Here is a 12,951-nt window from a genome sequence, read left to right as displayed (position 1 = left end):
GGGTACCCCGGGGCTTCCCGGCTAGCCCTCCAGAAAAGCCGTCAGGGCGTTCGCGAGGAGGAACGGGTCGTCGGCGCCGCACAGTTCGCGGGCGCTGTGCATGGAGAGGATGGCCACGCCGATGTCGACCGTGCGGATGCCGTGCCGGGCCGCGGTGATCGGTCCGATGGTCGTGCCGCAGGGCATGGAGTTGTTGGAGACGAAGTGCTGGAAGGGGACGTTCGCCTTCTCGCAGGCGGCGGCGAACACCGCGCGGCCCGAACCATCGGTGGCGTAGCGGTTGTTGACGTTCACCTTGAGGATCGGGCCGCCGTTGACCCGGGGGTGGTGCGTCGGGTCGTGCCGCTCCGCGTAGTTGGGGTGCACGGCGTGGCCGGTGTCCGAGGAGAGGCAGACGGTGTCGGCGAAGGCGCGGGCGCGGTCCTCGTAGGAGCCGCCGCGGGCGAACACCGAGCGCTCCAGGACGGTGCCGAGCAGCGGGCCGTCGGCACCGGTGTCGGACTGCGAGCCGTTCTCCTCGTGGTCGAAGGCGGCCAGCACCGGGATGTGGGTGAGCGAGGCGCCACCGGTCGCGGCCGCGGCCAGCGCGGCCGCGCCCGCGTGCACCGACAGCAGGTTGTCCATGCGCGGCCCGGCGACCAGTTCGCGGTCCCGGCCGAGGTAGGCCGGCGCCTCCACCGGGTGCGCCATCAGGTCCCAGCCGGCCACCGAACGGGCTTCGAGGCCCGCCTCCTGCTCCAGGAAGGAGATCAGATCGCCGTCGAGCACCTCGTCGCCCAGGCCCCACACCGGCTGGAGGTGCCGCTGCTTGTCCAGCTTGAGCCCCTCGGTGCTCACCGAGCGGTCCAGGTGGATGGCCAGCTGCGGCACCCGCAGCAGCGGCCGGTCCACGTTCACGAGGACCGTGGAGCCGTCGCGCAGGGTGAGCCGGCCGGCCAGGCCCAGGTCGCGGTCGAGCCAGGAGTTCATCAGCGGGCCGCCGTAGATCTCGACGGCGACCTGGCGCCAGCCGTGCGCCCCGCTGTCCGGGCGCGGCTTGATCCGCAGGTTGGGGGAGTCGGTGTGCGCGCCGATGACGTGGAAGGGCGTGTGCGGCGCGGCGCCCTCGGGGACGTACCAGGCGACGATCGCACCGCCGCGCAGCACGTACCGGCCGCCGCTGGTGCCGTCCCAGGCGTCCGTCTCGGCGACCTGCCTGAAGCCTGCCTTCTCCAGCCGCTCGGCGACGTTCGCCACGGCGTGGTACGGCGACGGGCTCGCCGCCAGGAAGGCCATCAGGTCGTCGGTGTGGCCGCGGTCGAAGGTGAGGGGTGCGCGCGCAGCGCTCGCTGGAGGGGTGGCGGCGGGCGACGGGCTGGATGGTGCGCTCATGGGATTCACCTTAACGACGTGCGCGGGCCCGCTCCCGGTAAGGGGAAGCGGGCCCGCGCGGGGATACGACGGGGACGTCCAGAACGTCGGGATGGCGTACCCGAAACGTCCGGAAGCGTCCGGGGCGAGGTTCTAGAAGGCGGCCTCGTCCAGCTCCATCAGGTCCAGCTCGACGCCCGAGGCGACCTTGCGGGCCAGGGTGACGCCCGGCAGGACGTTCGCGGCGAAGAACTTCGCCGCGGCGATCTTGCCGGTGTAGAACGCCTTGTCCTTCGCGGAGGCCGTGGCCAGCTTCTCGGCGGCGACCGCGGCACCCTTGAGAAGCAGGTAGCCGACGATGACGTCGCCGGAGGCGAGCAGCAGGCGGGTGGTGTTCAGGCCGACCTTGTAGATGTTCTTGGCGTCCTCCTGGGTGGCGGACAGGTCGGTCAGCATGAGGCCGACGATCGCCTCCAGCTCGACCGCGGCCTTGGCCAGGTGCTCGCGGGCGCCCGCAAGCTCCTCGCCGCCGGTGCCGAGCGCCAGGAACTTCTTGATGTCCTCGGCGAGCGAGTTCAGCGCGGCGCCCTGGTTGCGGACGATCTTGCGGAAGAAGAAGTCCTGGCCCTGGATCGCGGTGGTGCCCTCGTAGAGGGTGTCGATCTTGGAGTCCCGGATGTACTGCTCGATCGGGTACTCCTGGAGGAAGCCGGAGCCGCCGAAGGTCTGGAGCGACTGGGCCAGCTGCTCGTAGGCCTTCTCCGAGCCGTAGCCCTTGACGACCGGCAGCAGCAGGTCGTTGAGGGCGTGCTCGGCGGTGGCGTCCTCGCCGTTCGCCTCCTTGACCTGGATCGCGTCCTGGATCGAGGCGGTGTACATCACCAGGGCGCGCATGCCCTCCGCGTACGCCTTCTGCGTCATCAGCGAGCGGCGCACGTCGGGGTGGTGGGTGATGGTGACCTTGGGCGCGGTCTTGTCCATGAAGTTGGCCAGATCCGGACCCTGGACGCGCTCCTTGGCGTACTCCAGGGCGTTCAGGTAGCCGGTGGACAGGGTGGAGATCGCCTTCGTGCCGACCATCATGCGGGCGAACTCGATGATGCGGAACATCTGGCGGATGCCGTCGTGCTTGTCGCCGATCAGCCAGCCCTTGGCGGGGTGCTTGTCGCCGAAGGTCATCTCGCACGTGTTGGAGGCCTTCAGGCCCATCTTGTGCTCGACGTTGGTGGCGTAGACGCCGTTGCGCTCGCCCAGCTCGCCGGTCTCGAAGTCGAAGAGGTACTTCGGCACGAGGAAGAGGGACAGGCCCTTGGTGCCGGGGCCGGCGCCCTCGGGACGCGCGAGCACGTAGTGGAGGATGTTCTCCGACATGTCGTGCTCACCCGAGGTGATGAAGCGCTTCACGCCCTCGATGTGCCAGGAGCCGTCCTCCTGCTGCACGGCCTTGGTGCGGCCGGCGCCCACGTCGGAGCCAGCGTCGGGCTCGGTGAGCACCATCGTGGAGCCCCACTGCTTCTCCACGGCGACCTTGGCGATGTGCTTCTGGACCTCGTTGCCCTCCTCGAAGAGGATGCCGGCGAACGCCGGGCCCGAGGAGTACATCCACACGGCCGGGTTGGCGCCCAGGATCAGCTCGGCGTAGGCCCAGATCAGGGAGCGCGGCGAGGTGGTGCCGCCGATCTCCTCGGGCAGGCCGAGGCGCCAGTACTCGGAGTCCATGAAGGCCTGGTAGCTCTTCTTGAAGGACGCCGGCACCGGGGCGGTGTTGGTCTCCGGGTCGAAGACGGGCGGGTTGCGGTCGGCGTCGGCGAAGGACTCGGCCAGCTCGTTCTCCGAGAGGCGGGTCAGCTCCTCCAGGACGCTCTTGGCGGTCTCGACGTCCATCTCCTCGAACGGGCCGGTGCCGTACACCTTGTCGCGCCCGAGTACTTCGAAGAGGTTGAACTCGATGTCGCGGAGATTCGACTTGTAGTGCCCCATGGCGACGGCTCCGTTGAGGGATCGGCGAGGCACTGACTCCTCGCATTCGGTTCACGTACCAACAAGTAGCTACGATGATGCTACCCGTCGGTAATAAGGCGCAACCCCTGTCCCGACAAGTGTGAGAAGGGTCTACTCCTCCGGGCCGTTCGGGTCCATCCCTGAGGCGGCCATTCCCTCGGTACGCTTGCGCCCATGTACGGATACGGCCAGCCCATGGACGGCGGCGCCGCGCAGCAGCAGTACACGTCGGGGCAGCAGCAGATGGCGGGCGGGGCCGGCGGGTACGGCCAGCAGCCGCCGCTCTACCCGGAGCCGTCCCCGCCGTCGCTCGCGGACGCGGTGCGCGCGTTCACCACCGGGCAGATGTCCCCCGAGGACTTCCAGCAGATCTTCGCCACGTCGAAGGTGTACTGCCCGCGCGGCGACACCCCCGGCTTCCTCGCCCTGCACAACACCCAGCAGCCGGTGATCCCGATGTTCACCTCGCTCAAGGAGCTGCGGCGGTACGCGGGCAAGGAGTCCAAGTACTTCGTGATCACCGGTGCGGAGGTGATCGACCTGCTGCCTACCGGCTACGGCTTCGTCCTCGACATGGAGGGCGAGCACCGGATGGTGTTCGACGCCAAGGCGGTCGAGCAGATGGTGGACTACGCGATGCGCCGTATGTACGGCTGAGATCGTCCGTACGGCTGAGAGTCGCCGTTGGAAGAGCCCGGAGGGAATGCCCTCCGGGCTCTTTCCGTTGTGGGTGGCGGGAAGTTCAACGCTCAACTAAACTGGGCGTACGAAGGAGGTAGCCACCATGCCTGCAGTGACCGTCGAGAACCCGTTGACGCTGCCCCGTGTGACCGCTCCCGCCGATGCCGTGGCGCGACCGGTGCTCACCGTCACCACCGCTCCCAGCGGCTACGAGGGCGAGGGCTTCCCGGTGCGCCGGGCGTTCGCGGGGATCAATTACCGCCATCTCGACCCGTTCATCATGATGGACCAGATGGGCGAGGTGGAGTACGCGCCGGGCGAGCCCAAGGGCACCCCCTGGCACCCGCACCGCGGGTTCGAGACCGTCACCTACATCATCGACGGCATCTTCGACCACCAGGACAGCCACGGCGGTGGCGGCACCATCACCAACGGCGACACCCAGTGGATGACGGCCGGCGCCGGCCTGCTGCACATCGAGGCGCCGCCGGAGCACCTGGTGGTCTCGGGCGGCCTCTTCCACGGCGTCCAGCTGTGGGTGAACCTCCCCGCCAAGGACAAGATGATGGCCCCGCGCTACCAGGACATCCGGGCCGGCAGCGTCCAGCTGCTGACCTCGCCGGACGGCGGCGCGCTGCTCCGGGTCATCGCGGGCGAGCTGGACGGCCACGCGGGCCCCGGCATCACGCACACCCCGATCAGCATGGTCCACGCGACGCTCGCGCCGGGCGCGGAGATCACCCTGCCCTGGCGGGAGGACTTCAACGGCCTGGCGTACGTGCTGGCGGGCCGCGGCAGCGTCGGCGTCGAGCGCCGTCCCGTCCGCACCGGCCAGACGGCGGTCTTCGGCGCCGGGTCCTCGCTGACCGTGCGCGCGGACGAGCAGCAGGACGGCAACACGCCGGACCTGGAGGTCGTCCTCCTCGGCGGCCGGCCGATCCGCGAGCCCATGGCCCACTACGGCCCGTTCGTCATGAACACCAAGGACGAGCTGATGCAGGCCTTCGAGGACTACCAGAAGGGCCGTCTGGGGACGGTCCCTGCGGTGCACGGCATGACGGACGAGGGCCCCGGGGCCTGAACCGGGACGCCGTCGCCCCACAGAACGAGGAGGGCCCCGCCGGGCCGAGGACGTCCCGGCGGGGCCCTTCCTCACCCGCCCGGCCGCGCGGGCAGGACACCCGGCCGCGGTCGTGATCCGCTGGGAACGTGCTGCTGTTGCCCGAGCCGGTCCGGCGGCTCGCCGCCTGGTGCGTCGTGCTGCTGCTCGTCGCCGGGGTCGGCTGGATCGGGGTGCGGCTGTGCGGGGAACTCCGTACGGCCGTCACGGCGGTGCTGCTGGCCCTGCTGGGCACCGCCCTGCTCGCCCCGCTGCACCGGCGGCTGGTGCGGGCCGGCGTGCGGCGCTCGGTGTCGGCGGGGCTGACCTGCGTCGCCGTGGTGGCCGTCGTCGGCGGCGCCCTCTACATCGTGGTCGCCGCCCTCGTCGACAGCGGCGACGAGATCATCGCCTCCCTGCGCAACGCGGGCAAGAGCCTCTCCGGGCACTTCGGCGCCGCCGGGACCGGCCTGGACGACCTCGCCGCCAACTCCCGTGAACTGCTGCGGAAGTTCGGCGGCACGGCCGCGTCCAACGTCATCAGCGGGGTCAGCGTCGTCGGCGAGAGCATCGCCATCGCGGTGCTCGCCCTCGTCCTGGTCTTCTTCTTCCTGCGCGACTCCCACCTCGTCCTGGGCACCCTGCGGGCCGTCGCCCCCGGGGACAGCGCCGACACCCTGGAGGCCGTCGTCCGGCGCGCCTACGAGGCGGTCGAGGGCTTCATGCGCGGCACCACCCTGATCGCGCTGATCGACGCCCTGTGCACCACCATCGGCCTGCTGATCCTGCGGGTGCCGGGCGCGCTCGGGCTCGGCGCGCTGGTGTTCGTCGGCGCCTACATCCCCTACCTCGGCGCGTTCATCTCCGGCGCGGTCGCGGTGCTGGTCGCCCTCGCCGACCGGGGCTTCGTCATCGCGCTGTGGGCGCTCGGCGTGGTCCTCGCCGTGCAGCTGCTGGAGGGGCACGTGCTGCAGCCGGTGATCCAGAGCCGCACCGTGCAGATGCACCCGGCGGTGGTGATGGTCACCATCACGGCCGGTGCCTCGGTGGCGGGCATCCTCGGCATGCTCCTGGCCGTCCCGCTGACCGCGGCCGCCTTCGGCGTCGTCCAGGAACTGCGCACCCGCTACGCGTCCTCGCCGCCCGGCTCCCCGGGGCCCCCGGACTCCCCGGCCCCCGAGCGCTCGTAGAGCTCGAACCAGATGCTCTTGCCCTCGCCCCTCGGCTCCACCCCCCAGGTGTCCGCCAGGATGCCGATCAGCAGCAGCCCGCGCCCGGACGAGGCGAGTTCGCCGGGGCGGCGCTTGTGCGGGAGGTCGTCGCCGGTGTCGAAGACCTCCACCCGCAGCCGGCGCCGGCCGCCGTTCGCGGCGACCTCGGCCAGCAGCAGCGCGTCGGTGTCGGTGTGCACCAGCACGTTGGTGACCATCTCGGAGGCCAGCAGCTCGGCCGAGTCCACCTGGTCGGGGTCGGCCCAGTCGTGCAGCAGCTCGCGCACGTACCGGCGGGCCTCGGCGATCCGCTCGGGCTCGTCCTGTCCCACCGGCAGCAGCACGCGCCGTACCAGGGGCCACACCGCCGCGCCGCCGTCCGGATCGCCGCCCCGCTCCGGACGGCACAGCAGCGCCAGCGCGATGTCGTCCTCGCGGCGGTCGGCCAGCGGGCCGGTGGTGTGGTGCGAGGAGGGCCCGTGCACGCCCTGCACCAGCGCGTCGGCCAGCGACTCCAGATCGCCGTCGTGGTCCTCCAGGATCGCGCGCAGCCGCCGCCAGCCGCTCTCCAGGTCGTGCCCGCCGGTCTCGATCAGCCCGTCGGTGCACAGCATCAGCGTCTCCCCCGGCTGGAGCGCGAACCGGGTCGTCGGATAGTCCGCGTCCGGGTCGATGCCCAGCGGCAGCCCGCCCGCCGTCGGCCGCATCATCACCGTGCCGTCGGCCATCCGGATCACCGGGTCCGGATGGCCCGCGCGGGCGATCTCCAGCCGTCCCGTCGCCGGGTCGACCGCCACGTACAGGCAGGTCGCGAAGCGCGGGTCGGACTCCTCCTCGTCCTGGGTGATCCCGTGCAGGAAGCGGGCGGCGCGCGAGAGCACGGCGTCCGGGCGGTGCCCCTCGGAGGCGTAGGCGCGCAGGGCGATCCGCAGCTGGCCCATCAGCCCCGCCGCCCGCACGTCATGCCCCTGGACGTCCCCGATGACCAGCGCGAAGCGGCCGGAGGGCAGCGGGATCATGTCGTACCAGTCGCCGCCCACCTGGAGTCCGCCGCCGGTCGGGATGTAGCGGGCGGCGATCCGGATCCCCGGGATCTCCGGGCCGAGCGAGGGCAGCATGGAGCGTTGCAGCCCCTCCGTCAGCTCCCGCTCGGACTCGGCGGTCTCCGCCCGGGACAGGGCCTGGGCGAGCATCCGGGCCACCGTCGTCAGCACCGCGCGCTCGTCGGGGGTGAAGGCCACCGGATAGGCGAAGCCCGCCATCCAGGCGCCCATCGTGCGCCCGCCCACGGTCAGCGGGAGGAACGCCCACGAGCTGCGCCCGAAGGGCCGGGCGAGCGGCCAGGTCACCGGATAGCGGTCCTTGTACTCCTCGGGCGAGGAGAGGTACACCGCGCGGCCGGTGCGCACCACCTCGGCCGCCGGGTACTCCATGGCCAGCGGCATCTGGGTGAAGGGGCCCATGTCGTCGGTCCGGTGCCCGTGGTGGCCGATCATCGTCAGCCGGTCGCCCTCGACGCCGAACACCACCAGCCCGTCCGGCGAGAACCCCGGCATCGACAGGCCCGCGGCGACCCGCAGCACCTCGGCCGTGGACCGCGCCTCCGCCAGCGCCCGGCCCGCGTCCAGCAGGAAAGCCTCCCGCGAGCGCCGCCAGGGACCGGTCACCGCGGTGCGGCCGCCCGCGTCCGGACCCGGCTCGGCGACCTCCTGGAGGGTGCCGGTCAGTACGTAGGCGTGCCGCTCGCGGTCGTACGACGGCTTGGAGCGGCTGCGCACGACGCGCAGCACCTCGCCGCGCTCGTCCATGATCCGCACGCGCACCTCGGCGAGGGTGCCCTCGGCGACCGCGAGCTGCACCACCGAAGTGATCTCGTTCCAGTCCACCGGATGCAGCCGGGCCCGGGTCTGGGCCTCGGTGAGGGTGGCCGGCGCCGCGGGCAGCCCGAGCAGCCGCGCCGCCTCCGCGTCCACGGTGACCAGCTTGTCCGCCGTGTCCCAGTGCCACAGCCCGGTCGCGAGGGCGGCGAGGACATCCCCTACGGCCGGGAGCGGCTCACCTGTGCGCATTGTCCCCATTTAAGACAATGTGTGCGCGGCGTGCCACCGTAAGCCCGCGGGCCGCAAATGGTGGGGAGCCGATCTTGGGGTGGCCGGTACCCTTGGTTCAGCTGGGGGCGGCAACCCCGGTGATCACCAACTCAATCCGCGAAGGACGATGAACGACGATGCATCGGTACAGGTCCCACACCTGCGGCCAGCTCCGCGCCTCTGACGTCGGCACCGACGTCCGGCTCAGTGGCTGGCTGCACAATCGGCGCGACCTGGGCGGCATCCTCTTCATCGATCTGCGCGACCACTACGGCATCACGCAGCTGGTCGCCCGCCCCGGCACGCCCGCCTACGAGGCCCTGGACAAGCTCTCCAAGGAGTCCACGGTCCGCGTCGACGGCAAGGTCGTTTCACGTGGAACCGAGAACGTGAACCCCGACCTGCCGACCGGCGAGATCGAGGTCGAGGTGACCGAGGTCGAGCTGCTCGGCGCTGCCCAGCCGCTGCCCTTCACCATCAACGCCGAGGACGGCGTCAACGAGGAGCGGCGCCTGGAGTACCGCTTCCTCGACCTGCGCCGCGAGCGCATGCACCGCAACATCATGCTGCGCACGGCGGTCATCTCCGCGATCCGCCACAAGATGACCGCGCTCGGCTTCAACGAGATGGCGACGCCGATCCTGTCCGCGACCTCCCCCGAGGGCGCCCGCGACTTCGTCGTCCCCTCCCGGCTGAACCCCGGCAAGTTCTACGCCCTGCCGCAGGCTCCGCAGCAGTTCAAGCAGCTGCTGATGATCTCCGGCTTCGACCGCTACTTCCAGATCGCGCCCTGCTTCCGCGACGAGGACGCCCGCGCCGACCGCTCGCCGGGCGAGTTCTACCAGCTCGACGTCGAGATGAGCTTCGTCGAGCAGGAGGACGTCTTCCAGCCGATCGAGCAGCTGATGACGGAACTCTTCGAGGAGTTCGGCGGCGGCCGCCACGTCACCTCCCCCTTCCCGCGGATCCCGTTCCGCGAGGCGATGCTGAAGTACGGCTCCGACAAGCCGGACCTGCGCGCCAAGCTGGAGCTGGTGGACATCACCGATGTCTTCGAGGGCTCGGAGTTCAAGGCGTTCGCCGGCAAGCACGTGCGCGCGCTGCCGGTGCCGGCGGTCCAGGACCAGCCGCGCAAGTTCTTCGACCAGCTCGGTGACTACGCGGTCTCGCTGGGCGCCAAGGGCCTGGCCTGGGTCCGGGTCGGCGAGGACGGCACGCTGTCCGGCCCGATCGCGAAGTTCCTCACCGAGGAGAACGTCGCCGAGCTGACCAAGCGCCTCTCGCTGGCCCCCGGCCACGCCGTCTTCTTCGGCGCGGGCGAGTACGACGAGGTCTCGAAGATCATGGGCGGGGTCCGCGTCGAGGCCGCCAAGCGCGCCGGCCAGTTCGAGGAGAACGTCTTCCGCTTCTGCTGGATCGTCGACTTCCCGATGTACGAGAAGGACGAGGAGACCGGCGCGATCGACTTCTCGCACAACCCCTTCTCGATGCCGCAGGGCGGTCTGGAGGCCCTTCAGACCCAGGACCCGCTGGACATCCTGGGCTGGCAGTACGACATCGTCTGCAACGGTGTCGAGCTGTCCTCCGGCGCGATCCGGAACCACGAGCCGGAGATCATGCTCAAGGCCTTCGAGATCGCGGGCTACGACCGGGAGACCGTCGAGGAGAAGTTCGCGGGCATGCTGCGCGCGTTCCGCTTCGGCGCCCCGCCGCACGGTGGCATCGCCCCCGGCGTGGACCGCATCGTCATGCTCCTCGCGGACGAGCCCAGCATCCGCGAGACGATCGCCTTCCCGCTCAACGGCAACGCCCAGGACCTGATGATGGGCGCCCCGACGGAGCTGGAGGAGGCCCGCCTGCGCGAGCTGCACCTGGAGATCAGGAAGCCGCAGCCGAAGTAGTATCTCCGGTGGTCGTCGAAACGCCCGGGGCCCTTGGGGTCCCGGGCGTTTCGCCGTCATTCGGCGTCCTCCGCTTCCTCCTCCCCGCCTTCCGTGTCGGGTGAGGCACCGTCCTCCAGCAGCCGTTCGGCGATGTCGTCGGACCACCGCTGCGCCCAGGCGCGCAGCTCGGTGAGCGCCGCCTCGTCCAGGCCGTAGCGGGTGAACTGGGCGTCGGAGTAGAAGTCAGTGCCGGTCAGCCGGGACTGGAGGGTGGGCAGGTCGAAGACGTCATGGGCGTGCCGGCGCCCCAGCTCCTCCAGACCGGGCAGGGAGAAACGGGCCGCCGCCGCTTCGGCGTCGATCAGGTCGACGGCAGCGCCCCGGTCGTAGAGGGCGCGGATCTTCGTGCCGACGGCGTCCTCCAGACAGAGGGTGGGGCCGTACTCGGTGAGGTCCGGCGGCCCCCACAGACTCTCCTTGTGCAGGGCGAGGACGCAGGGCTCGCCGGTCGGCGGGTCGGTGACGGTCAGCTGCGCGGTGCGCTCGGTGGCCGCGCCGGGGCGCACGGTACGGCCGCGCGCCTCCAGGGCGGCGGCGAGGGCACCGGCGAGGCGGTCCATGGGCTCGCCGCTCTCGGTGGCGAGGTCCACGTTGGCGTGCGGGCGCCGGACCAGTCCGTGCGCCTGGAGGGCGTAGCCGCCGGCGAGCACCAGACCGTACGGTCCGCCCGCGGTGACGGCGTCCGCGAGGAGCCGCCGGTGGGGTTCGGGAAGGTTCACGGCATCCGTACTCTGCCAGACGGGCCGCCGGTGACGGCGGATGCGGGAAGGACCCGGGAGCGGTGTGGCTTCCGGGTCCTTCGGGCGGGGGGTGTCCCAGGCGGGCCTGCTCAGCCTTCCTGGCCGCCGAAGCGCTCCTTGTAGGTGGCCAGGTCCTCGTCCGTCAGCTTGGCGAACAGGACCGGCGGGACCGTGAAGGCGGTGCCGGACGGGACGGAGGCGAGGGCCTTGGCCTCGTCCGAGGTGACCCAGGTCGCGGTGTCGGCCGGGAGGTCGAAGGCGCCGCGCATGGCCGCCGAGGTGGCCGGGATCAGGGGCTCGGAGACGACCGCGTAGAGGTGGATGAGGTTCATCGCGGTGCGCAGGGTGAGGGCCGCGCCGTCCTTGTCGGTCTTGATCTCCAGCCAGGGGGCCTTCTCCTCCAGGTAGGAGTTTCCGGCCGACCACAGGGCGCGCAGAGCGGCCGCGGCCTTGCGGAACTGGAGTGCCTCCATCTGCGACTCGTACTCCGCGAGCAGCGCCGCGATCTCCTCGCCGAGCTTCGCCTCCGCCTCGCCCGGTTCGCCGCCGGCCGGGACCTCGTCGCCGAAGCGCTTGCGGGAGAAGGACAGCACGCGGTTGACGAAGTTGCCGAGGGTGTCGGCCAGGTCCTTGTTCACCGTGGCGGTGAAGTGCTCCCAGGTGAAGGACGAGTCGTCCGACTCCGGCGCGTTGGCGATCAGGAAGTAGCGCCAGTAGTCGGCGGGCAGGATGTCGAGGGCCTGGTCGGTGAAGACGCCCCGCTTCTGCGAGGTGGAGAACTTGCCGCCGTAGTACGTCAGCCAGTTGAAGGCCTTGACGTAATCGACCTTCTTCCACGGCTCGCGCACGCCCAGCTCCGTGGCCGGGAACATCACCGTGTGGAACGGGACGTTGTCCTTGGCCATGAACTCCGTGTAGCGGACCTGGGTGTCGACGTCGTACCACCAGGACTTCCAGTCCCGGTTCTCCGGGTCCTGGTCCGCCCACTCCTTCGTGGCGCCGATGTACTCGATCGGGGCGTCGAACCAGACGTAGAAGACCTTGCCCTCGGCCGCCAGCTCCGGCCAGGTGTCCGCCGGGACAGGGACGCCCCAGTCCAGGTCGCGGGTGATCGCCCGGTCGTGCAGGCCCTCGGTCAGCCACTTGCGGGCGATGGAGGCGGCCAGCTGCGGCCAGTCGGCCTCATGCCGGGCCACCCACTCCTCGACCTCGTGCTGGAGCTTGGACTGGAGCAGGAAGAGGTGCTTGGTCTCGCGGACCTCCAGGTCCGTGGAGCCGGAGATCGCGCTGCGCGGGTTGATCAGGTCGGTCGGGTCCAGCACGCGGGTGCAGTTCTCGCACTGGTCGCCGCGGGCCTTGTCGTAGCCGCAGTGCGGGCAGGTGCCCTCGACGTAGCGGTCCGGCAGGAAGCGGCCGTCGGCCGGGCTGTAGACCTGGCGGATCGCCCGCTCCTCGATGAAGCCGTTCTCGTTCAGCTTGCGGGCGAAGTGCTGGGTGATCTCGCGGTTCTCCGGGCTGGAGCTGCGGCCGAAGTAGTCGAAGGCCAGCGCGAATCCGTCGTAGACGGCCTTCTGGGCGTCGTGCGCCTGCGCGCAGAACTCGTCCACCGGCAGGCCCTGCTCCTTGGCCGCCAGCTCGGCGGGGGTGCCGTGCTCGTCGGTGGCGCAGATGTAGAGGACGTCGTGGCCGCGCTGGCGGAGGTACCGGGAGTACACGTCCGCCGGGAGCATGGACCCCACCATGTTGCCCAGGTGCTTGATCCCGTTGATGTACGGAAGGGCGCTGGTGATGAGGTGTCGAGCCATCCGGCTGCTCCCAGGTCGGGTTGTTTTACGA

At 70.8% G+C, this 12,951-nt stretch carries 9 protein-coding genes; 4 read left to right on the top strand and 5 right to left on the bottom strand.

The window, feature by feature from the left end; genetic code table 11:
- Positions 1–21 precede the first annotated feature (21 nt).
- Together HZZ00_RS36740 and HZZ00_RS36735 are read right to left on the bottom strand one after the other, a co-directional pair.
- Positions 22–1,275 carry a M18 family aminopeptidase gene (locus HZZ00_RS36740; RefSeq protein ID WP_257586039.1) on the bottom strand — a complete coding sequence of 418 codons (1,254 nt, stop codon included), beginning with the start codon at positions 1,273–1,275 and terminating at the stop codon, positions 22–24.
- Positions 1,276–1,503: 228 nt separating this feature from the next.
- Positions 1,504–3,330, bottom strand: coding sequence for an acyl-CoA dehydrogenase (locus HZZ00_RS36735; protein WP_070024355.1), 1,827 nt, complete (start codon positions 3,328–3,330; stop codon positions 1,504–1,506).
- 195 nt (positions 3,331–3,525) lie between these two features.
- Here HZZ00_RS36735 and HZZ00_RS36730 point away from each other — a divergent pair, with 195 nt between their 5' ends.
- The 3 genes from HZZ00_RS36730 to HZZ00_RS36720 all read left to right on the top strand — a co-directional run bounded on the left by HZZ00_RS36730 (position 3,526) and on the right by HZZ00_RS36720 (position 6,321).
- On the top strand, positions 3,526–4,008 hold the full coding sequence (locus HZZ00_RS36730) for an SseB family protein (protein WP_071828465.1): 483 nt from the start codon (positions 3,526–3,528) through the stop codon (positions 4,006–4,008).
- A gap of 127 nt (positions 4,009–4,135) precedes the next feature.
- The gene (locus tag HZZ00_RS36725) at positions 4,136–5,113 is read left to right on the top strand and encodes a pirin family protein (RefSeq protein ID WP_070024351.1); all 978 of its coding nucleotides are present in this window, start codon (positions 4,136–4,138) and stop codon (positions 5,111–5,113) included.
- Between the two features lie 128 nt (positions 5,114–5,241).
- Positions 5,242–6,321, top strand: a complete 1,080-nt coding sequence (locus HZZ00_RS36720) for an AI-2E family transporter (protein ID WP_180330302.1) — start codon at positions 5,242–5,244, stop codon at positions 6,319–6,321.
- Here HZZ00_RS36720 and HZZ00_RS36715 read toward each other — a convergent pair.
- A complete protein-coding gene (locus HZZ00_RS36715) occupies positions 6,258–8,411 on the bottom strand; it encodes a SpoIIE family protein phosphatase (RefSeq protein ID WP_180330301.1) in 2,154 nt (717 codons plus the stop codon). The two genes, HZZ00_RS36720 and HZZ00_RS36715, sit on opposite strands and share 64 nt — an antisense overlap.
- Before the next feature lie 158 nt (positions 8,412–8,569).
- Between HZZ00_RS36715 and aspS the strand changes: the two genes are divergently transcribed.
- Positions 8,570–10,333 (top strand): aspartate--tRNA ligase, encoded by a 1,764-nt coding sequence (gene aspS / locus HZZ00_RS36710; RefSeq protein ID WP_180330300.1) that lies wholly within the window; start codon positions 8,570–8,572, stop codon positions 10,331–10,333.
- Positions 10,334–10,389: 56 nt separating this feature from the next.
- On the opposite strand, the gene HZZ00_RS36705 is transcribed toward aspS, so the two are convergent.
- Both HZZ00_RS36705 and metG read right to left on the bottom strand, forming a co-directional pair.
- Complete coding sequence (locus tag HZZ00_RS36705) at positions 10,390–11,094, bottom strand: hypothetical protein (RefSeq protein WP_180330299.1); 705 nt, start codon at positions 11,092–11,094, stop codon at positions 10,390–10,392.
- Positions 11,095–11,204: 110 nt separating this feature from the next.
- Complete coding sequence (gene metG / locus HZZ00_RS36700; protein ID WP_180330298.1) at positions 11,205–12,920, bottom strand: methionine--tRNA ligase; 1,716 nt, start codon at positions 12,918–12,920, stop codon at positions 11,205–11,207.
- Positions 12,921–12,951 lie beyond the last annotated feature (31 nt).

It is taken from the genome of Streptomyces sp. NEAU-sy36 (assembly GCF_013423905.1).
In the GTDB taxonomy this organism is placed as follows: Bacteria; Actinomycetota; Actinomycetes; order Streptomycetales; family Streptomycetaceae; genus Streptomyces; species Streptomyces misionensis.
The sequence above is the reverse complement of the archived record's forward strand: the minus strand, read 5'-3'. Positions and strand labels throughout refer to the sequence as shown.